The sequence below is a fragment of the Aerosticca soli genome, assembly GCF_003967035.1.
GTDB classification, from domain to species: domain Bacteria; phylum Pseudomonadota; class Gammaproteobacteria; order Xanthomonadales; family Rhodanobacteraceae; genus Aerosticca; species Aerosticca soli.
The window spans coordinates 1,371,140-1,392,548 of sequence record NZ_AP018560.1 but is presented as its reverse complement, the minus strand read 5'-3'; the positions used below and the strand labels follow the sequence as shown (position 1 = coordinate 1,392,548).

Sequence of the window (21,409 nt, the reverse complement as noted above, 5' to 3'; positions counted from 1 at the left end):
ACCGGTCGGTATAGTTGCTTTCTTTGTGACGCCGTCCCCGGTTTCCTGCATGGCAAGGCTCTCGACCGCGAGGCCGTGGTCCTTGCCAGCGCTCGTGCCGTCGTCCACATCCATCGCCCAACAACGCCCTGAAAAATCTGGAGTCAGCATGAAGACCTCGACACTGCGCCCCGTCGCACTGTGCCTGGGCCTGGCCCTTCTGGCCGCCTGCGGCGGCAAGGCACCGCCACCACAGGCGCCGCCGCCGGAAGTCGGCGTGGTCGAAGCCAAGCCGCAGACGGTGCCACTGTCGCGGTCGCTGGTGGGCCGGCTGTCCTCCTTCCGCACCGCCGACGTGCGGGCGCGGGTGGCCGGGGTGCTGCTCAAGCGCACCTATGTCGAAGGCAGCGACGTCCATCAGGGCGACACGCTGTTCATCATCGATCCGGCCCCCTACGAGGCCGAATTGGCCGCTGCCAAGGCTGCGCTCGCGCAGGCCCAGGCCAGCTACGCGAACGCGCACGTCAACGCCGAACGTGCGCGTCAGCTGGCGCCGAAGGGCTACGTGTCGCAGTCGGACCTCGACAATGCCGAGGCCACCGAACGTTCCACGGCCGCCACGGTGGAGCAGATGCGCGCGAACGTACAGTCGGCGCAGATCAATCTGGGCTATACCCACGTCACTTCGCCCATCGACGGCCGCGCCGGCGAGCAGCAGGTGACCGAGGGCGCGCTGGTCGGCCAGGGCGAGGCGACCTTGCTGACCCGCGTGGACCAGCTCGATCCGGTCTATGTGAACTTCACCCTGAGCGCGACCGAACTCGAGCAGATGCGCAGCGCCGCGCGCGAGGGCAACGTCACCCTGGCCAACCCGGACCAGGCGACGGTGAAGGTGCTGCTGCCCACCGGCAAGCCGTATCCGCAGCCGGGCGTCATCGACTTCTCCGACCTCACCGTCAATCCGGCCACGGGTGCGGTGAATCTGCGCGCCAAGGTGGCCAATCCCGACCGCGTGCTGCTGCCGGGCATGTACGTGACCCTGCAGGCCGACCTCGGTCAGCGTCACGGCGTCTACCTGCTGCCGCAGCCGGCCGTGCAGCGTGATCCCGGCGGCGCCTATGTGCTGACCGTGGGCGGCGACGGCAAGGTCGTGCGCAAGGACGTCGACCTCGGCGACACCCACGGCAACGACTGGATCGTCATGGGCGGCTTGAACGCCGGGGATCAGGTCATCGTTTCCGGTGTGCAGAAAGCCAAGCCCGGCAACCCGGCCAAGGCCACGCCCTGGCAGCCCGACGCCAAGGCGCAGGGCACACCGAATGCGGGTGCGCCGCAACAACCGGCAGGGCAGAACCCGGCCGCAGCCAGCAGCAGGTAACCGGAGCCGTATCCCATGCCGAGTTTCTTCATCGACCGCCCGGTCTTCGCCTGGGTGGTGGCCATCCTGATTTCGCTGGGCGGCGTGCTTGCGCTGCTCAATCTGGGCGTCGAGTCCTATCCCAATGTGGCGCCGCCGCAGGTCACCGTGACCGCCAACTACCCCGGCGCGGACGCCACGACCGCCGAGACCTCGGTCACCCAGGTGATCGAGCAGCAGCTGACCGGCATCGACCACCTGATCTACTTCAGCTCGCAGAGCAGCTCCAACGGCCGCGTGCAGATCACCCTGACCTTCGAGACCGGTACCGATCCGGACATCGCCCAGGTACAGGTGCAGAACAAGGTCTCGCTGGCGCAGCCGCGTCTGCCGAGCCAGGTGACCCAGCAGGGCATCGTGGTGGCCAAGGCCAGCGCCGGCTTCCTGGGGTTGATCGCGATCCGCTCGGAGAATCCCGCGATCGACCGCAACCGGCTAAACGACATCCTCGCCTCGCAGGTGCTCGACCAGATCGCGCGTATCCAGGGCGTGGGCAGCACGCAGCAGTTCGGTTCGGAATACTCGATGCGCATCTGGCTGGACCCGCGCAAGATGCAGGGTTACCACCTCTCGGCCAGCGACGTATCCAATGCGATCGGCACGCAGAACGTGCAGTTCGCCGCCGGTTCCATCGGTTCGGACCCGGCCGTGCCCGGCCAGGGTTTCACCGCCACGGTCGCCGCCGAAGGCCGCTTCACCTCGCCCGAGCAGTTCGAGAACATCATCCTGCGTGCCGAACCCGACGGCACCACGGTCAAGCTCAAGGATGTCGGCCGCGTCTCGTTCGGACCGGACAGCTATGGCTTCGACACCGAGTGGAACGGACAGCCGACCGGTGCCTTCGGCGTGCAGCTGCTGCCGGGCGCCAATGCACTGGACGTGATGGACGCCGTGCGCGCGAAGATGGAGGACCTGTCCAAGACCTTCCCGCCGGGCGTGTCTTGGTTCATCCCCTACGACACCACCACCTTCGTGAACATCTCGATCGAGGAAGTGGTGCACACGCTGGTCGAGGCCATCGTGCTGGTGTTCCTGGTGATGTTGGTGTTCCTGCAGAACTTCCGCGCCACCATCATTCCCACCCTGGTCATTCCGGTTGCCCTGCTCGGCACCTTCCTCGGCATGGCGCCCCTGGGCTTCACCATCAACCAGCTCACCCTGTTCGGCATGGTGCTGGCCATCGGCATCGTGGTCGACGACGCGATCGTGGTGATCGAGAACGTCGAGCGCATCATGACCGAGGAGAAGCTTTCGCCCAAGGAAGCCACGCGCAAGGCGATGGGCCAGATTACCGGCGCGGTGGTGGCGATCACCGTGGTGCTGGCGGCGGTGTTCGTGCCCTCGGCGCTGCAGCCGGGTGCCTCGGGCCTCATCTACAAGCAGTTCGCGCTGACCATCGCCACCTCGATGGGCTTCTCGGCCTTCCTGGCGCTTTCGTTCACGCCGGCGCTGTGCGCCACCATGCTGACGCCGACCCATCACGGCAAGCAGAACTTCTTGTTCCGCTGGTTCAACCGCGCATTCGACCGCGTGACCCACGCCTACACCGGCCGCGTCGACAGTGCCGTGCGTCACGCGCCGCGCTGGATGGTGCTGTTCGTGGTGCTGGCTGCGCTGGGTGGCTTCCTCTACACCAAGCTGCCGACCAGCTTCCTGCCCGAGGAAGACCAGGGCTATGCACTCGGCATCGTGCAGCTGCCGCCCGGCTCCACCATCCAGCGCACCAAGGGCGTGATGGCACAAATGCGCGACGTCCTTAACCAGGACCCGGCCGTGGATGGTGTGTTCCAGATCTCGGGGTTCAGCTTTCTCGGCCTCGGCGAAAACGTCGGCATGAACTTCATCCGCTTGAAGCCCTGGGGAGAGCGTGACTTCGGTCCGGGCCAGGAACAGGCGCGCCAGCGGCATGAGGCCCTGGTCAAACAGGGCAAGGCCGAGAAGGTCGATCCGGGCGTGACCGCCGAGGAATTCATCGGTCGCATGAACCGGGCCATGGCCTCGATCAACGGCGCCACGATTTTCGTCGTCAACCTGCCGACGGTGCAGGGCCTGGGCCAGTTCGGCGGCTTCGACATGTTCCTGCAGGACCGCGCGGGCATGGGCCGCAGCGCCCTCACCGACGCGCGCAACACGTTGCTTGGCAAGGCCAATGCCAATCCGGTGCTGACCGCCGTGCGGCCGAACACGCTCGAGGATGCGCCACAGCTCAAGCTCACCGTCGATCGCGTCCAGGCGCAGTCGATGGGGCTGTCGGTCAGCGACGTCTACAACGCCATCAGCCTCATGCTGGCGCCGGTCTACATCAACGACTTCGTCTACGGTGGCCGCGTCAAGCGCGTCACCGTGCAGGCCGACGCGCCCTACCGCATGTCGCCGGAGGCGCTACAGAACTTCTACACGCCAAGCTCGATCGCCACCGAGAACGGCCTGCCGCAGATGATTCCGCTGAGTGCGGTGGTCAATTCGAACTGGCAGATGGCCTCGCCCTCGCTCTATCGCTACAACGGCTACGCGGCGGTCGAGATCAACGGCTCGCCCGCGCCGGGCTACGCCTCCGGCCAGGCGATGAACGAGATGGAAAAGATCGTGCAGAACGATCTGCCCAAGGGCTTCGGCTTCGACTGGAGCGGTATGTCCTATCAGGAAATCCTCTCCGGCAACGCGGCGACGATGCTGATGGTGTTGTCGATCGTGATCGTGTTCCTGGCCCTGGCCGCGCTGTACGAGAGCTGGTCGGTGCCGGTGTCGGTGCTGCTGGTGGTGCCGCTGGGCCTGCTTGGTGCGGTGGTGTTCTCGCTGTTGCGGCACCTGCCCAATGACATCTTCTTCAAGATCGGCCTGATCACGGTGATCGGCCTCGCCGCCAAGAACGCGATCCTGATCGTGGAGTTCGCCATCGAACAGCAAGCCGAGGGCAAGAGTCTGCGTCAGGGCGTGGTCGAGGCCGCGCGGTTGCGTCTGCGCCCGATCCTGATGACCTCGCTGGCATTCATCCTGGGCGTGCTGCCGCTGGCCCTGTCCACCGGCGCCGGCGCCAACGCGCGCCACGCCATCGGCACCGGTGTGATCGGCGGCATGCTCTTTGCCACCTTTCTCGGCGTGCTGCTGATTCCCGTCTTTTACGTGGTGGTGCGACGCCTGCTCGGCGACAAGCTCGACGGTGAAGGCGGTCAATCCGGCCAGGGCGCGGGCGACAAACCGCCTGCACCGGCGCCCCAGCACTAAAAAAGCCCGCGTCATGGCGTTTTGCAAAAAGCCCCCTTCCCGGGGGCTTTTTGTCATGTGTCTGCCTTGCCGGTGCCTTTCCTGCAGCGCCGCAAGAAACCCTTGTCGCCACACTGAAAATTGCGCGGCCCGTCACGGCCATCCGTGCCGCCTCTCCGACATGGATTGACTGCGCAGGACTGGGCGGACATTAATTTATGCAATGCGGTCGCGTTGCGGCGGCCGCCCAAGCCAGCAGCGCAGCAAGGGGGGATTCTCATGAGCAATGACTTTGCTTGCCGTCGGCCGGCCCAACTCTTGGGCCTGTGGGTGGCAGGATTGACCTCGATCGGGGCCGTCCCCGTTCATGCCGACGATGCCGATCAATCCAAGCCTGCGGAAGTCAAGCAACTGCAACAGGTCGTGGTCACCGGCACCCGTACCACCACGCGCACGGTGGCCGAATCGCTAGCACCGATCGACGTCATCACGCCGAAGGATCTCGCCGCCACCGGCGCCAGCGATCTGCCCACGGCACTCAGCCGGCTGCTGCCTTCGCTGGATTTCCCGCGCCCGGCGATCAACGACGGCAACGACGCGCTGCGACCGGCTACCCTGCGCGGCCTTTCACCGGATGACGTGCTGGTACTCCTCGATGGCAAGCGCTACCACACCACCGCCCTGATCAACTACAACCCCGCCGTGGGGCGCGGTTCGGCGCCGGTAGACCTCGGCTCGATCCCGATGTCCGCGATCGACCATGTCGAGGTCCTGCGCGACGGCGCCTCGGCGCAGTACGGTTCGGATGCGATCGCCGGGGTGATCAACATCGTGCTGAAAAAGGGCGCGGCCTCGGGCAGCAACGACATAACCGCAAGCGCCGGCGGCATGGATCGTGGCGACGGCGACCAGAACGCCGTGGAAGGATCGGTCGGCGTACCGCTGGGTGGCGATGGCAAAGCCGGTGGCACGGCGCCGGGCTGGATGCGCCTGTCCTGGAACTACCAGAGCATCATGAACACCAACCGCGCGGCCAATACCGACCGCTCGACCACCGCGCCCGGCGTCCTGGGTCCCGATGACATCCCCTACGAGCGCTATGGCGATCCCGCCGTCAAGACCTACCAGGCACTGCTCAATCTCGACTACGCGCTGACGCCCGGCATCGAGCTCTACGGTTACCTCAACCTGAGCCGTCGCAAGGTGACTTCCAACGGCTATTACCGCAGCTGGGACGACAGCGACCGCAACGTGCGGGAGGTCTACCCGAACGGCTTTCTGCCGCAGATCGTCAATCCGACCAATGACTATGCCGGCGTGCTCGGCCTCAAGGGACAGACCGCAAACGGCTGGCGTTGGGACCTCTCGGCCGATTACGGCGAAAACCGGGTCAAGTTCGATCTGCGCGACACCATCAACACCAATCTCTGGCACACCTCCGGCTACTCGCCGACCGCTTTCTACGCCGGGGCCTTCAAGAACAAACAGGGCGTGGTGAATCTCGATCTCGGCAAGGATCTGGAATGGAGCTTCCTGCCCAATCCGGTGACGCTCGCCCTCGGCGCCGAGTATCGCAAGGACAAATACGCCATCGATGCCGGTGAGCCGGCGTCCTATTTTCTCGATCCGAACACCATCAATCCGGACACCGGCCTGGCCTATCCCGGTGGCTCGCAGGTATTCACCGGCATATCGCCCGACGTGGCCGGTACGTTTTCAAGGCACAGTTATGCCGCCTATGTGGATCTGGAAACCGACCTGTCCGAGCGCTGGTCGGCAGGCCTCGCCGGCCGTTTCGAGGATTACAGCGACGCCGGTCCGACCCGCTCGGGCAAACTCTCGCTGCGCTACCAGATGACCGACAGCTTCGCCCTGCGCGGGACCGCGTCGAACGGTTTTCGCGCCCCCTCGCTGGCGCAGCAGAACTACGAATCGATCTCCACCCTGCCCTACAACGGCCAGCTCTACCAGATCGGCACCTTCCGGGTTTCCGATCCGGTGGCCATTGCGCTGGGCGCCAAGCCGCTCAAGCCGGAACGCTCCTACAACTACAGCATCGGCGCGGTCTGGCAGCCGACCGCGACCTTCAACGCCACGCTGGATGCGTACCAGATCCGCATCCAGGACCAGATCCTCTATTCCGACCAGATCATGGTGAACCTGCCTGGCAGCCAGGTGCAGGGCGCGCAATTCTTCGTCAACGGTGCTTCCACGCGCACCCGCGGCGCCGATCTGGTGCTCAATTACCAGCGCGATCTGGAACGCTATGGGCAGTTGAACCTGACCGCGACCGGCAATTACAACAAACCCAAGATTCTGGACATTTCCACCCCGGCTTTTGGCCATGCCAGCGCGGGGCTGCTGACCGACGCCACGCCGCGCACCAAGTACGTGCTGGCCGGCGACTGGCGTCTCGACAGCTTCGGGCTGCATGCCAACCTGACCCGCTACGGCTCGGTCACCCGCACCGGAGACGCACCCGACGCGAGCCAGGACCAGACCTTTGCCGCGCGCTGGATCCTCGATCTCTCGGCCAGCTATCACTGGCAGTCCTGGACCTTCACCGTCGGTGCGGACAACCTGACCAACCAATACCCGACCAAGGCCGCCGCCTACAATCCGTATGAGGACCCGGCACACGGCCTCCAGTATTCGTATCTCTCGCCGTTCGGCTTCAACGGTCGCTATTGGTACGGCAAGGTGAATTACCGGTTCTGAGGCTCGGCATCGGCGGAAAGGCGTTCCGATTCCGCCGCTGCGGCCGCCGCCGCGGCTTCCGCGCGTTCCGCCTCGAGCCGGCGCTGCACCGCCTGGCAGACTTCGGTGGTGTGTTCGCGGCTGAGCGCCGAGACCATGAACCAGGGCGACGACCAGCCCAGCCGCCGCACGATGTCCTCGGCCAGCGGCTGGCGTTGCTCGGCGTCGACGAGATCGCTCTTGGTCAGCACCAGCCAGCGTGGACGTTCGAGCAGGCGGGGATCGAATCGGGCCAGTTCCTGTTCGATCGCCCGCACCTGGCTCACCGGATCGCTGCCGTCGACCGGCTGCATCTCGACCAGGTGCAGCAGCAGGCGCGTACGCGCCAGGTGCCGCAGGAACTGGATGCCGAGCCCCGCGCCTTCGGCGGCGCCTTCGATCAGTCCGGGAATGTCGGCGATCACGAAGCTCTGGTCCGGCCCCAGCCGCACCACGCCCAGATGCGGGTGCAGCGTGGTGAACGGATAGTCGGCCACGCGCGGCGTTGCGGCCGAGACCGCGCGGATGAAGGTCGATTTGCCGGCGTTGGGAAACCCGAGCAGGCCGACATCGGCGAGCACCTTAAGTTCCAGCTTGAGCTCGCGCTCGTCGCCCGGCGTGCCGGGCGTGGCCTTGCGCGGCGCCCGGTTCACCGAGCTCTTGAAATGGATGTTGCCGAGGCCGCCCTTGCCGCCGCGCGCCACCAGCAAGCGCTGGCCGTGGCGGGTGAGATCGCCAATCGTCTCGCCGGTATCGAGGCTGGTGACCACCGTGCCCACCGGCACGCGGATGCTGATGTCTTCGCCGCGCCGGCCATAGCGGTCGCTGCCCATGCCGTTCTGGCCGCGTTCGGCCTTGAACAGACGCTGGTGGCGAAAATCGATCAGGGTGTTGAGACCCTCGTCGGCGACCAGCCAGACCGAGCCGCCGTCGCCGCCGTCGCCGCCGTCCGGACCGCCGAACGGGATAAATTTCTCGCGGCGGAAGCTGGCGCAACCGTTGCCGCCGTCGCCGGCTTTCACCTTGATGGTGGCTTCATCGACAAATTTCATGGCTTGGATGCAATGGGGAACGCGAATAGAAAATGATGTGGAGGCAAGACTTCAGGGAACAGACAAGCCATGGGGACGATCCCGGCGTTTTCCATGGCTGACGCTTCTGGCATCGGCCATGCGAAAAAGCAAAAGCCCCGCCGAAGCGGGGCCTTACCGTGGCAGCTTTGCGCGCGGATCAGTGCTTGATCACGCTCACATACTTGCGATTGTTCTCGCCGCGGGTCTTGAATTCGACGATGCCGTCGGTCAGCGCGAACAGGGTGTGGTCACGGCCGAGGCCGACACCGGCACCAGGATGGAACTTGGTACCGCGCTGACGCACGATGATGTTGCCGGCCTCGATGGCCTGGCCGCCGTAGACCTTGACGCCGAGATATTTCGGGTTCGAATCGCGACCGTTGCGGGACGAACCGACGCCTTTTTTATGTGCCATGACTGATTTCCTCCGGCTCGATCAGGCGTTGATGCCCGTGATCTCGATTTCGGTGTAATGCTGCCGATGCCCCATCTGCTTCTTGTGGTGCTTGCGGCGGCGGAATTTGATGATGCGCACCTTGTCGGCGCGGCCATGGCCGCGCACGGTGGCCGAAACGCTGGCGCCGGCCACGGTCGGCGTGCCGATGGTGACCGACTCGCCGGAACCGACCAGGAGGACCTGGTCGAAGCTCACGCTGGCGCCCTGCTCGGCGTCCAGCAGCTCGACGCGCAGCACGTCGCCCTGTTGCACGCGGTATTGCCGGCCGCCGGTCTTGATGACTGCATAACTCATGGGAAACGCCCTTCTGTCGTTATTCTCGTGGGATCGGCCGGCCTCGTTCGGGCTGGCTGAACGCGAAAATATAGCCAACGACAGGCGCAAGGGTCAAGTCGGGCCCGCCGCCCGACACCGACGACGGCACATCTTTCAGGGCGGTGAGGCTGGCTTGGCCGCGCTGGCGGCGCCGGCCGGTTTGGCCGTGGACTTGACCGGCTTGCGGTGCGTGCCCGTACGGTGCGTCTTCTTGCCATGGCTGGCGCTGGCGGGTTGGCTCGAGCCTGTTTCCCCGGTGGCCGGGCAGCGGCCCTGGGCGTCGAGCGTGCCTTTTTGTTTGAGCTCGCCCAGCATGGTCTTGGTGCGCTCCTGGCCCCATTGCTGACCGACGGCCATCGCCTCGGCCATCACGGCGGGCATGTCGGCCAGCACCTTCTGCCCCAGCGGCGAGCTGTAGAACTTGAGCAGGCCGTCGACCTCCTCGGCGCTGAAGTGCCGCTGGAACACCGGCAGCATGCGCTCCATCACCGTCTTGGCGCCGTCGCCGTCGATGTAGTTCTGCCAGTAGCTGGCCGGCACGCAGGGAAGCTTTTTCTGCATCAGGCCGGCCATCTGCGTGTTCATCTGCCCGAGCGTCTCCTGCATGTGCATGACCTCGAACAAGGCGCGGATCTGCTCTTCGCTGGAGGCCACCGCCGCAAAGACAGAGGGACAGACGAGGCCGGCAAGGAAGGCCACGGCGAAGCGGAGGCGTCGATGCATGGGGCTTTGAACTTGGCGGCGGACAACGCGCCATTTAGCCACAGCCCAGGGCCGCCGGCATGCCGCACCGCAGGGTGAGACTGCGGCGGTTGGTATAGTTGGCCGCTCTCCCCATATTCTCGTGCGATGGACACCATTCGCATCCGCGGCGCGCGTACGCACAACCTCAAGAACATCGATCTCGACCTACCGCGCGACAAGCTGATCGTGATCACCGGCCTGTCCGGCTCGGGCAAGTCCTCGCTGGCCTTCGACACCATCTACGCGGAGGGGCAGCGGCGCTACGTCGAGTCGCTGTCGGCCTATGCGCGGCAGTTCCTGTCGATGATGGAAAAACCCGACGTCGACCACATCGAGGGCCTGTCGCCGGCAATCTCGATCGAGCAGAAATCCACCTCGCACAACCCGCGCTCGACGGTGGGCACGATCACCGAGGTCTACGACTACCTGCGCCTGCTCTATGCGCGGGTGGGCACGCCGCGCTGCCCCGACCACGGCACCACGCTGGAGGCGCAGACGGTGAGCCAGATGGTCGATGCCACCCTGGCGCTGGATGCGGAAAAACGCTGGATGTTGCTCGCGCCGGTGGTGCGCGAGCGCAAGGGCGAGCACGCGCAGGTGTTCGAGCAACTGCGTGCGCAGGGCTTCGTGCGCGTGCGCGTGGACGGCACGGTATACGACCTCGACGCGGTGCCGCCGCTGGCGCCGCGCAGCAAGCACACCATCGAGGTGGTGGTGGATCGCTTTCGACCGCGCGAGGACATCAAGCAGCGGCTGGCCGAATCGTTCGAGACCGCGCTGCGCCTGGGCGATGGCCTGGCCATCGTCGCCGCCATGGACGAGACCGCCACGCCCGAGCTCCTGTTCTCCTCGCGCTACGCCTGCCCGGTGTGCGACTACTCGCTGCCGGAACTGGAGCCGCGCCTGTTCTCGTTCAATTCGCCGGTCGGCGCGTGTCCGGCCTGCGATGGCCTGGGCGTGACCCAGGTGTTCGATCCGGCGCGGGTGGTGGTCCATCCGGAGCTCTCGCTCGCCGGCGGCGCAATCCGCGGCTGGGACCGGCGCAACCCGCATTATTTCCAGATGCTGCAGTCGCTGGCCGGCCATTACGGCTTCGACGTCGACGCGCGCTGGTGTGACCTGCCCGAAGCGACGCGCGAGGCGATCCTGTACGGCAGCGGCAGGGAGAAGATCGCCTTCCGCTATCTCACCGAGCGCGGCGGCCGGGTGACCCGCGAGCATGCCTTCGAGGGCATCCTGCCCAACCTCGAACGGCGCTACAAGGAAACCGAGTCGGCCGCGGTACGCGAGGAGCTGGCCAAGTACATCAGCGAACGCCCCTGTCCTGCCTGCGAGGGGCAGCGCCTCAACCGCGCGGCACGCAACGTGTTCGTCGCGGACTGTGCGCTGCCCGCGCTCACGCGGCGCTCGATCGACGAGGCGCTGGCGTTCTTCAACGCGCTCGAACTGCCCGGTTGGCGCGGCGAGATCGCCGCCCGGATCGTCAAGGAGATCCGCGAGCGCCTGGGTTTCCTGAACGACGTCGGCCTCAACTACCTCACCCTGGACCGCCAGGCCGACACGCTTTCCGGCGGCGAGGCGCAGCGCATCCGCCTGGCCAGCCAGATCGGCGCCGGGCTGGTGGGGGTCATGTACGTGCTCGACGAGCCCTCGATCGGCCTGCACCAGCGCGACAACGAGCGCCTGCTCGGCACGCTGGTGCGCCTGCGCGATCTCGGCAACACGGTGATCGTGGTCGAACACGACGAGGATGCGATCCGCGCCGCCGACCACGTCCTGGACATCGGGCCCGGCGCCGGCGCGCACGGTGGCGAGGTGGTCGCGCAGGGCACGCTGGCGCAGATCCTGGCCAATCCGCGCTCGCTGACCGGGCAATACCTGTCCGGCGCGCGCCGCATCGAGGTGCCCGAGCAGCGTCGGCCGCCGGTCGAGGGCGCCTGGCTCAAGATCGAAGGCGCGCACGGCAACAACCTCAAGCACGTGGACCTGGCCATTCCCGCCGGGCTGTTGACCTGTGTCACCGGCGTGTCCGGCTCGGGCAAGTCCACGCTGGTCAACGACACCCTGTTCCGCCTGGCTGCGCGCGAGCTCAACGGCGCCGGCACGCAACCTGCGCCATACCGGTCGGTCGAGGGGCTGGAACTGTTCGACAAGGTGGTCGACATCGACCAGTCGCCGATCGGCCGCACGCCGCGCTCCAACCCGGCCACCTATACCGGCCTGTTCACGCCGCTGCGCGAGCTGTTCGCGCAGGTGCCCGAGGCGCGCGCGCGCGGCTACACGCCGGGCCGCTTCAGCTTCAACGTCCGCGGCGGACGCTGCGAGGCCTGCGAGGGCGACGGCCTGATCAAGGTCGAGATGCACTTCCTGCCCGACGTCTACGTGCCCTGCGACGTCTGCCAGGGCAAGCGCTACAACCGCGAGACGCTGGAAATCACCTACAAGGGCCACACCATCGCCGACGTGCTCGAGATGACGGTGGAGGATGCGCTCAAGCTGTTCGAGAACGTGCCGGTGATCGCCCGCAAGCTCGACACGTTGCGCGCGGTCGGCCTGGACTACATCAAGCTCGGCCAGAGCGCGACCACGCTCTCCGGCGGCGAGGCGCAGCGGGTCAAGCTTTCGCGCGAGCTGTCCAAGCGCGACACCGGACGCACGCTGTACATCCTCGACGAACCCACCACCGGCCTGCATTTCCACGACATCGAGCAGTTGCTCGACGTGCTGCACCAGCTGGTCGACCAGGGCAACACCGTGGTGGTGATCGAGCACAACCTCGACGTCATCAAGACCGCCGACTGGATCGTTGACCTCGGGCCCGAAGGCGGCGACGGCGGCGGCCGCATCATCGCCGCCGGCACGCCCGAGCACGTGGCGGCCACGCCCGGATCGCACACCGGCCGCTTCCTGGCCCCGCATCTGGCTGCGACGATGCCGGCACGCAGACCCGCCCCACGGAGAAAACGCGCATGACTTCGCCTTCGTCTGGCCGGCGCGGTGCCGGCAAGCCCCACCCGTCCGAAACGGCTGTCGACGCGGACCGGCCACCGCTGTTCGTCGCCTCGATCGTCGTCCGCTGGCGCGATCTGGACGCCTTCAACCACGTCAACAACGCCACCTACCTCACCTATCTGGAAGAGGCGAGGCTGCAGTGGCTGCGTCACGTGCCCGACTGGTTCAACGACCACGCCATGCCGGTGTTGGCGGCCTGCCAGCTCAATTATCGGCGGCCGATTTCCTGGCCGGCCGAGCTCAAGGTGGCGCTGGGTTGCGAACACCTGGGGCGCAGCTCGATCACCATTACGCACCGCATCGTCGATGCCGCCGATCCGGCCTGCCTGTACAACGACGGCCACGTGGTGATGGCCTGGATGGATCCGGCCAATGGCCGCGCCGTGGCGCTGCCGCAGAGCATCCGCGAAGCCACCACGCCCAAGCCCTGACCTGCGGCGATCGCCGTTCCATCCACGATAGGTCCCAACGCGTCACACCGGGAATTGCCGCCATGCGACTGTCACGCCTCCTGCTCTCGGCCATGGCCGCCCTGGGCCCGCACGCCACGGCTTTCGCGGCCACGCCGACGACCGCGGTCACCGTGTATCGCGGCGACGACGAAACGCTGTACGCGGGCGATGGCGGTGGCCCGCTGCGCAGCGGCTATGCCGTGGTGCGCGAAACGCGTCGTCTCGCACTCGCCTCCGGCGCGCAGACGCAGGTCGTGGACGACCTGCCCGCCTTCGTCGACGCCGAGGCGCTGATTTTCGATCCCGGCGCGAAGGCCACGGTACTTTCCCGGCGCATGCTGGCGTTCGGCCGGTCATCCGCCGCCACGCTGGCCGGGTTGATCGGCCACAACGCCAACGTCGTCGGCGAGGGCGGACAGTTGATCGCCAGCGGCACGGTGCTGCGCGCCGACGAAACCGGCTTGCTGGTGCGCGGCGACGACGGGACCGACCAGGTGGTCCGCCATTACGCCGCGCTGCGCACGCACACCACGCTCGCCACCGGTGCGCGGCTTGAACTCAGACTCGACGCCGCCCAGGCCGGTGTCGTCGATGCGGTCATGAGTTATCCGACCGCCGGCCTCGGCTGGCGCGCCAGCTACACGGCGGTCCTGCAACCGGGCGATGCCTGCCGGCTGCGGCTGGACGCACAGGCCGGCATCGCCAACCGCAGCGGCCGCGATTGGCGCGCCGTGAAGCTCACCCTGATCGCCGGCGCGCCGCGCATCGACGAGAACGGCGGCCCGCGCCCGATGCTGAAAAGTACGATGGCCGCGCCTGCGTCCGCCGCCATGGACGCCCTGCCCCGGCAGGCCCCGCTCGACGATTACCGCAGTTACACGCTGCCCGCGCCGGTGACGCTGGCCGACGGCAGCCTGACCCAGGTGCCGCTGTATGCGCCGCACACGCTCGCCTGCGAGCGCACGACGCTGTACGAGATCGGCAACACGTGGTCGCCGCCGCGACCCGTGATCGCAGCGGATTTCGGCGCCACCGGCAGCGGCACGGTCACCGGCAGGCTGGCTTTCACGGCCTTCGACAGCCTGCCCGCCGGCAAACTGCGCGTGTTGGCCGACGATGCGGAAGGCACGCCGCAATTCATCGGCGAAGGCCGGGTCGACGACACGCCCAAGGGCGCACGCGTGGACCTGCCGCTCGGCACCGTGTTCGACCTGCGCGCGCAGCACGAGCGCACCGCGTTCGAGCTCGATCGCTCGTCGCGCAGTCTGGACGAGGGCTTCCGTGTCACGCTGCACCATGCCGGCGCGACGCCGCGCATGGTGACGGTGCGTGTGCATCCGGACCGCTGGCGGCAATGGACGCTGGCTTCGGCCTCGCTCAAACCTGCGCGGCAGACGCCGGACCTGCTGGAATTCCGCCTCGCCGTGCCGGCCGGCGGCGCAACCACCCTCGACTACGCCATCCGTTATACGTGGCCGGCCGAGCTGCAACCCCAGTGATGATGGAGCCTGCCATGCTCGAGATCCTTTCCCACGACGGCGATATCGTCGAAATCCGCCTCGCGCGTCCGCCGGTCAACGCGCTCAATCTGCCGCTGCTCGATGCGTTGCGCCTGGCGCTGACCAAGGCGGCCGCCGACGGTGCCCGCGGGCTGGTGCTCTCTTCCGCACCCGGTGTGTTCTGTGCCGGCGTGGACGTGCCCGAGCTGCTCACGCTCGACCGCCAGGGTGTGCAGGCCTTCTGGCGCGGGTTCTTCCGCACCGTCGGCGCGCTGGTCTGCAGTCCGGTGCCGGTGGTCGCGGCGATCGGCGGCCACAGCCCCGCCGGCGGCGCCGTGCTGGCGCTGGCCTGCGACTACCGGGTGATGGCCGAGGGCCCCTTCCGCATCGGCCTCAACGAAGTGCAGGTGGGCCTGACCCTGCCCGAATGCGTCCTGGCGCTGCTCGCCCGGTTGGTCGGCCCGCACCGGGCCGAGCGGTTGGCGGTCGCGGGCGCCATGGTGGAATCGGCCGAGGCGCTGGCCTTCGGGCTGGTGGACGAGCTCACCAACGCCGAGCAGGTGGTGACCCGCGCCCTGCACTGGCTGCAGGGCACGCTTGCCCTGCCCGGTCACGCGATGCTGGCGACCCGCGCCACCGCCCGCGCCGGCCTGGTCGCAACCTGGGCCCGGCCCGACGAACTGCCGCTGGACCGCTTCCTGGAAACCTACGAGCAGCCGCAGACCCAGGCCGTGCTCCAGGCCCTGGTCGCCAGGCTCAAATCCCGGCATTGACGCCGCGGCGCCGCCACGAGGTCCTTCGTGGCGGCGCCGCAAACCGATCGCCCGGCTCAGGCCAGCATGCGCACGCCCGGCTCGCGGTCCCATTGGCGCGTGGCCGCGGCGACGAGGAAGCCCTTGACGTCGCCGGCCGCGATCACGCCGGCATCGACCTCGACGCCGGCGATGTCGAGCAGTGGCCGGGCGCCTTCGTCGAAGGCGATCGCCTTCAGGTGCGCGAACGCATCGCTCACCCAGTCGCGCGCGGCGGACTCGCGCGTCAGCGTCTGGCCGGCCTTTTCGGCGAGCACCAGCGCGACGGCGTCGAAGATGACCGACGGCGTGCCGGCGAGCTGGCCGTCGGCGGCGAGTTTCTTGCCATCGCTCAAGGTCGCGCCGCCGACCTTGGGTGCGACGATCTTCACGGTGGCGCCGGCGCCTTCCGCCGCCTCGCGCAAGGCGAGCACGCGCGCGGCGTCGGAGCCGTCGTCGACGAGGATGCCGATGCTGCGGCCTTCCAGCGTGGGCCTGGCCTTGCCGATGATCTGCAAGGGCGGCGACGGCGGCAGATCCATCGGTTCGATCTTGAGCGGCGGCGCCGGTGGCAGCGCGTCGAGACCCAGGCCCGCGGCGACGCGCTCGGCGAGCTCGGCGTCGATGTGGCGCAGGTGGCCGACGATCGCCTCGCGCACGTGCGGCGTTTCCACCTTCGACAGCTCGAACACCAGCGCGGTGGCGATGTGCGCCTGCTCCGGCACGGTCTGGCTGCGATAGAACTGGCGCGCCTGGCTGTAGTGGTCGGCGAAACTCTCCGGCCGCGCGCGACCCTTGATGCCATCGTCGGGCCGCTGCGCGAAACTCGCGAAGCCGGCCGGCGTCTCGCGCGGCGTGTTGGCCTGCAGCGAGCTGGGTTCGTAGCTCACCCGGCCCTTGGGCACGTGCATCTGCATGTGGCCGTCGCGCTGCAGGTTCGCGAACGGACACTTGGGCGCGTTGATCGGAATTTGGTGAAAATTGGGCGAGCCCAGCCGCGAGAGCTGGGTGTCCAGATACGAGAACAGCCGTCCTTGCAGCAGCGGGTCGTTGCTGAAGTCGATGCCGGGCACGATGTTGGCCGGACAGAACGCGACCTGCTCGGTTTCGGCGAAGAAGTTGTCCGGCCAGCGCTCCAGCACCAGCCGGCCGATCGGCGTGAGCGGCACCAGTTCCTCGGGAATGAGCTTGGTGGCGTCCAGGTGATCGAACGGGAATTTCGCCGCATCCTCGTCGGTGAACAGCTGCACGGCCAGTTCCCACTCCGGCCGCTCGCCGCGCTGCAATGCCTCGAACAGGTCGCGGCGATGGAAGTCCGGATCGTAGCCGGCCAGCTTCATCGCCTCGTCCCACACCGTCGACTGCAGGCCGAGCTTCGGCCGCCAGTGGAACTTGACGAAGGTGGAGCGGCCTTCCGCGTCGAGCAGGCGGAAGCTGTGGATGCCGAAGCCTTCCATCATGCGCAGCGAACGCGGAAGGGTGCGATCGCTCATCGCCCACATGACCATGTGCATCGACTCGGGCGTGAGCGAGATGTAATCCCAGAAGGTGTCGTGCGCGGTCGCCGCCTGCGGAAAGGCGCGGTCCGGCTCCATCTTCACCGCGTGGATCAGGTCGGGAAACTTGATCGCGTCCTGGATGAAGAACACCGGGATGTTGTTGCCCACCAGATCCCAGTTGCCTTCCTTGGTGTAGAACTTCACCGCAAAACCGCGCACGTCGCGCGGCGTGTCGATCGAGCCCGCGCCGCCGGCGACGGTGGAAAAGCGCACGAACACCGGCGTCTTCTCGCCGACCTCGGTCAACACCTTCGCGGTGGTGTACTCGGCCAGCGACTTCGTGAGCTCGAAGTGACCGTGCGCGGCGCTGCCGCGTGCATGCACGATGCGTTCGGGAATGCGCTCGTGGTCGAAATGGGTGATCTTCTCGCGCAGGACGAAGTCTTCCAGCAGCACCGGCCCATGCGGCCCCGTGCGCAGCGAGTTCTGGTCGTCGGCGACCGGAATGCCCTGGTTGGTGGTCATCGGCGGATGCTGGCCACCCGCCTGTGGATGAAGTTCGCCGCCTTGGCCGCGCGGCATATCGCCGGCGTCGTTTTTCTTGCTGGCCATGAATGGTTCTCCGGGGATGGGCAAGCGTTTGCGTGGCAACGCGACCTTGAGAAAAGCGCCACGATGCGCAGGCCACTTGAACGCAAGCGGCGTGAAACGCAGGTATCCGAGGCCTCGGCTCAGCCGAGGTAATGAAGTGCGAGCGCCAGCAGCAAGGCCGCGCACACGCCGGCCACACCATCGTCGACCATCACGCCGAGGCCGCCTTTCAGGCGTCGGTCGAGCCAGCCGATCGGCCAGGGCTTGGCGACATCGAACAGCCGAAACAGCGCGAAGCCGAGCGCGACCGTCCAAGCGGGCCCATGCAGCGCCGGGACCAAGGCGATCCATTGGCCGATCCACTCGTCGATCACCAGCGCGCGGTGATCGTCCACGCCGAGCACGCGACCGGCGACGCCACAGGCCCACACGCCGAGGACGAACACGAAAAGCAGCGCGAGGCCGTACAGCCACAGCGGCAGCTCGCGCAGTCCCAGCCAGGGCACGATCGCCGCCAGCGAACCAAAACTGCCCTGGGCGAAGGGTGCCAGGCCCGAACCCAGACCGCAGGCGATCCAGCCGGCCGGCGTGGCCAGCAGCGCACGCCGCTGCGCCGGGGTGAGGCGCTTGCGTTCCAGACCGCCGTTCATGCGCCGAAATGATCCCAGCCGCGCCGCGCCGGTTCCAGCCAGGCGCCGTCCACATCGCGCACGCGCACGCCCGCGCCCTCGACGATGCAACCGATGCGGGTGGCGCCGCAGCCCAGCCGCGCCAGGCTTGCCTCGGCCTCGGCCATGCGCGGTTCCGGCACGGTGAAGCAGAGTTCGTAGTCGTCGCCACCGGCGAGCGCGAAATCGCGCGCGGCGGCATCGTCGAACAGGTCGAGCAAGGCGGACGAGCGCGGCAGATGGACGACGTCGATCTCCGCGCCCACGCCGCTGGCCGCACACACGTGCGCCAGGTCGGCGAGCAGACCGTCGGAAACGTCGATGCAGGCACTGGCGAGCCCGCGCAGCGCAAGCCCGGCGGCGATCCGCGGCTGCGGCCGGGCCAGGCGTTCGACCAGCGCCGCCGCCCGTGCGTCCGACGCGCGCGCGCCCCCGCGCAGCAGGCTCAGGCCGGCGGCGGCATCGCCCAGCGTGCCGCTGACCAACACCGCATCGCCGACGCGCGCACCCGAGCGGGTGAGCGCCTGCCCGGCGGGCACGAAGCCGTGCACGGCCACGCTGACGGCGAGCGGGCCGCGCGTGGTGTCGCCGCCAACCAGGGCCAGGCGTTGCGGCCGCGCCAGCGCGGCGAAGCCGTCGGCAAAGTCATCGACGAAGGCGACACGCGTCGCCGCATCCATCGCTTCGGGCAGGGTCAGCGCGAGCAATGCCCACGCCGGTTGCGCGCCCATCGCGGCAAGATCGGAGAGATTCACCGCGAGCGACTTCCAGCCGAGGTCGAAGGCCGCCGTGCCGACGGGAAAATGCACGCCCTGGACCAGCGTATCGAGCGCCGCCGCCAGCTCCACGCCGGCCGGCACCGCGAGCAGCGCGGCATCGTCGCCGATACCCAGATGCACGTCCTCGCGTGCCTGCGCGGTGCGCTCGCGGATGCGTTCGATCAGGCGGAACTCCATCGCCGTCTCCTTGGGACAACGAAAGGGCGCGCGGCTGCGTGGTCAGCCGCGTTTCTCGACGGCACGGGTGGCCGCGGCGAGCTTGTCGAGCACGCCGTTGACATAGGTGTGGCCGTGCTCGGCGCCGAAGCGCTTGGTCACCTCGATCGCCTCGTTGAGGATCACCCGGTAAGGCACGTCGGGGCGGAACTTGAGCTCGTAGGCGGCCAGCCGCAGCACGGCGCGCTCGATCGGGTCGATCTGGGCGACCTCGCGGTCCACATACGGCAAGAGCGCGGCATCGAGCTCGTCGACGTGCCGGGCCACGCCTTCGAGCAGGTCCTCGAAATAGGCCAGATCGGCCACTTCCATGTCCTGTTCGTGGCGGAACTGCTCGATCACCGCGCGCATCGGCGTGCCGCTCAGCTGCCAGGCGTAGAGCGCCTGCAGTGCGCGACGGCGTGCGCGCGAGCGCAAGGCCGGATCGATGCCGCCGTGGTTGCGGCCCATCAGCCGAGCTTCCCGTACAGGCTGGCCATCTCCAGTGCGGCCAGGGCGGCGTCGGCACCCTTGTTGCCGGCCTTGGTGCCGGCGCGCTCGATCGCCTGTTCGATCGAATCGGTGGTGAGCACGCCGAAGGCCACCGGCACGTCGCCGTCGAGGGCGACCTTGGCCAGCCCCTTGGCGCATTCGCCGGCGACATAGTCGAAATGCGGCGTGGCACCGCGGATCACCGCGCCGAGCGCGATCACCGCCGCGTACTTGCCGCTGCGCGCCAGCCGCTGCACGACCGGCGCGATCTCCCAGGCGCCGGGCACGCGGACGAGCTCGATGGCCTCGTCGGCCACGCCGTGTCGCAGCAAGGCATCGCGCGCACCGGCGATCAGCGGCTCGACCACGAAACCGTTGAAGCGACCGGCGACGATCGCGAAGCGTCCGCGTGGCGCGGTGAAATCGCCTTCGATGATGTGCATGGGAAACCTTGGAGTTAAGCCTTGCGGCATGGAATCGACGGCGGATTCTAACAGCGCGCGGCAACGATCCCGACCGGTTCGGGCCGCCACGGCGAGGCCAGCCGCGGATGCCCGGCAAAGCCGAGTCGGGCCGTCCCGTCCTCAACGACCAGCCACGCGGGCGTGCCGAAAGGCAGGGTGAACTTGTCCGCCTCATGGCCGAACGGCAGGCCCTCGACCACCGGCACGCCGCAGATCCGGCGCAGCTGTCCGATCACCGCATCGAGATCGTAGCCGGCGTCGTACGGCGTCGGACGACAGTTGCTGAACCGGCCGATCAGCAGCGCCCGCTGTCGGCGCAGCACACCGGACAGATGCAGTTGATAAAGCAGCCGCTCGACACGGTAGGGCGGCTCGCCGACGTCCTCGACGAACAGCAGGCCGCCGTCGATGCGCGGGAAATAATCGGTGCCGAGCAGGCTGCAGAGCATGGCGAGATTGCCGCCCCACAGCGTGCCTTCCGTGCGCACCGGCGGCGTGTCCGCGCGGGTGGGCCAGGCCAGCGCAACCTCAGGCTGCGAGATCGTCGCCCAGAAATGCGTCCAGGTGAACGGGCTCGGCGTTTGCGCGCCGAAGTCCGCTCCCAGCATCGGCCCCGCGTAAGTGACCAGCCCGCTGCGGGCGTACAGCGCCAACTGCAACGCGGTGAAATCGCTGTGCCCGACCAGGAGCGTGCCGACCTCGGCCAGACGGCGACCGAGCGCGCTCAGATCCAGCCGCTCCAAAAGCCGCGTCGCGCCATAGCCGCCGCGGATCGCCAGGGCGATGTCCGGCGCCGGCGGTTCGGCGAGGGCGGCAAGGTCGGCCGCCCGTTCGGCATCCGCTCCGGCGAAACGGCCCTCCTGGCGTTCGAGCACCGCCAAGCCCTCGACCGTGCAGCCGGCCGCGCGCAGCCGCTTCACGCCGCGCTGCATGGCTTGGGCGTCGTGCGGGTATCCCGAAGGCGCGATCAGGCGGATGGTCGGCATGAATGCCTTAGCTCTTTTGCGAGGGGCGCCAGCCTACACCGCCGCGGATCGCCACC

17 protein-coding genes are annotated in these 21,409 nt (G+C 67.8%); 7 read left to right on the top strand and 10 right to left on the bottom strand.

Features of this window, described 5'->3' with window-relative positions; translation table 11 throughout:
- Positions 1–148: 148 nt before the first annotated feature.
- From ALSL_RS06505 to ALSL_RS06495, 3 genes are all read left to right on the top strand, one after another.
- Positions 149–1,357 carry an efflux RND transporter periplasmic adaptor subunit gene (locus tag ALSL_RS06505; RefSeq protein WP_126537563.1) on the top strand — a complete coding sequence of 403 codons (1,209 nt, stop codon included), beginning with the start codon at positions 149–151 and terminating at the stop codon, positions 1,355–1,357.
- Between the two features lie 15 nt (positions 1,358–1,372).
- The gene (locus tag ALSL_RS06500) at positions 1,373–4,621 is read left to right on the top strand and encodes an efflux RND transporter permease subunit (RefSeq protein WP_126537561.1); all 3,249 of its coding nucleotides are present in this window, start codon (positions 1,373–1,375) and stop codon (positions 4,619–4,621) included.
- Positions 4,622–4,879: 258 nt separating this feature from the next.
- A complete protein-coding gene (locus ALSL_RS06495) occupies positions 4,880–7,318 on the top strand; it encodes a TonB-dependent receptor plug domain-containing protein (RefSeq protein ID WP_126537559.1) in 2,439 nt (812 codons plus the stop codon).
- On the opposite strand, the gene cgtA is transcribed toward ALSL_RS06495, so the two are convergent.
- The 4 genes from cgtA to ALSL_RS06475 form a co-directional block, all read right to left on the bottom strand.
- Positions 7,306–8,388, bottom strand: coding sequence for an Obg family GTPase CgtA (gene cgtA, locus ALSL_RS06490; protein ID WP_126537557.1), 1,083 nt, complete (start codon positions 8,386–8,388; stop codon positions 7,306–7,308). The genes ALSL_RS06495 and cgtA overlap by 13 nt on opposite strands.
- Before the next feature lie 178 nt (positions 8,389–8,566).
- Positions 8,567–8,824: a 50S ribosomal protein L27 gene (rpmA, locus tag ALSL_RS06485; RefSeq protein ID WP_126537555.1), complete on the bottom strand. Its 258-nt coding sequence runs from the start codon at positions 8,822–8,824 to the stop codon at positions 8,567–8,569.
- 21 nt (positions 8,825–8,845) lie between these two features.
- Positions 8,846–9,160: a 50S ribosomal protein L21 gene (gene rplU / locus ALSL_RS06480; protein WP_126537553.1), complete on the bottom strand. Its 315-nt coding sequence runs from the start codon at positions 9,158–9,160 to the stop codon at positions 8,846–8,848.
- Between the two features lie 135 nt (positions 9,161–9,295).
- Positions 9,296–9,904, bottom strand: coding sequence for a DUF2059 domain-containing protein (locus ALSL_RS06475; protein WP_126537551.1), 609 nt, complete (start codon positions 9,902–9,904; stop codon positions 9,296–9,298).
- 126 nt (positions 9,905–10,030) lie between these two features.
- On the opposite strand from ALSL_RS06475, the gene uvrA reads away from it, so the two are divergent.
- From uvrA to ALSL_RS06455, 4 genes are all read left to right on the top strand, one after another.
- Positions 10,031–12,898, top strand: a complete 2,868-nt coding sequence (uvrA, locus tag ALSL_RS06470; protein WP_126537549.1) for an excinuclease ABC subunit UvrA — start codon at positions 10,031–10,033, stop codon at positions 12,896–12,898.
- The gene (locus tag ALSL_RS06465; protein ID WP_126537547.1) at positions 12,895–13,368 is read left to right on the top strand and encodes an acyl-CoA thioesterase; all 474 of its coding nucleotides are present in this window, start codon (positions 12,895–12,897) and stop codon (positions 13,366–13,368) included. The genes uvrA and ALSL_RS06465 overlap by 4 nt, the downstream gene beginning before the upstream one ends.
- A 62-nt stretch (positions 13,369–13,430) precedes the next feature.
- Positions 13,431–14,888: a DUF4139 domain-containing protein gene (locus ALSL_RS06460; protein ID WP_126537545.1), complete on the top strand. Its 1,458-nt coding sequence runs from the start codon at positions 13,431–13,433 to the stop codon at positions 14,886–14,888.
- 14 nt (positions 14,889–14,902) lie between these two features.
- The gene (locus tag ALSL_RS06455) at positions 14,903–15,661 is read left to right on the top strand and encodes an enoyl-CoA hydratase/isomerase family protein (protein ID WP_126537543.1); all 759 of its coding nucleotides are present in this window, start codon (positions 14,903–14,905) and stop codon (positions 15,659–15,661) included.
- Positions 15,662–15,717: 56 nt separating this feature from the next.
- Here the strand turns inward: ALSL_RS06455 and ALSL_RS06450 are convergent, their stop codons facing one another.
- The 6 genes from ALSL_RS06450 to ldcA all read right to left on the bottom strand — a co-directional run bounded on the left by ALSL_RS06450 (position 15,718) and on the right by ldcA (position 21,353).
- Positions 15,718–17,790, bottom strand: coding sequence for a catalase (locus tag ALSL_RS06450; RefSeq protein ID WP_126537541.1), 2,073 nt, complete (start codon positions 17,788–17,790; stop codon positions 15,718–15,720).
- Between the two features lie 119 nt (positions 17,791–17,909).
- On the bottom strand, positions 17,910–18,419 hold the full coding sequence (locus ALSL_RS06445) for a phosphatidylglycerophosphatase A family protein (RefSeq protein WP_126537539.1): 510 nt from the start codon (positions 18,417–18,419) through the stop codon (positions 17,910–17,912).
- On the bottom strand, positions 18,416–19,393 hold the full coding sequence (gene thiL / locus ALSL_RS06440; RefSeq protein WP_126537537.1) for a thiamine-phosphate kinase: 978 nt from the start codon (positions 19,391–19,393) through the stop codon (positions 18,416–18,418). The genes ALSL_RS06445 and thiL overlap by 4 nt, the downstream gene beginning before the upstream one ends.
- A gap of 42 nt (positions 19,394–19,435) precedes the next feature.
- Positions 19,436–19,882: a transcription antitermination factor NusB gene (nusB, locus tag ALSL_RS06435; RefSeq protein ID WP_126537535.1), complete on the bottom strand. Its 447-nt coding sequence runs from the start codon at positions 19,880–19,882 to the stop codon at positions 19,436–19,438.
- Entirely contained in the window at positions 19,882–20,346 is a 465-nt protein-coding gene (gene ribH / locus ALSL_RS06430; protein ID WP_126537533.1) for a 6,7-dimethyl-8-ribityllumazine synthase, read from the bottom strand. The genes nusB and ribH overlap by 1 nt, the downstream gene beginning before the upstream one ends.
- 47 nt (positions 20,347–20,393) lie before the next feature.
- Positions 20,394–21,353: a muramoyltetrapeptide carboxypeptidase gene (ldcA, locus tag ALSL_RS06425; RefSeq protein WP_126537531.1), complete on the bottom strand. Its 960-nt coding sequence runs from the start codon at positions 21,351–21,353 to the stop codon at positions 20,394–20,396.
- Between the last annotated feature and the right edge of the window lie 56 nt (positions 21,354–21,409).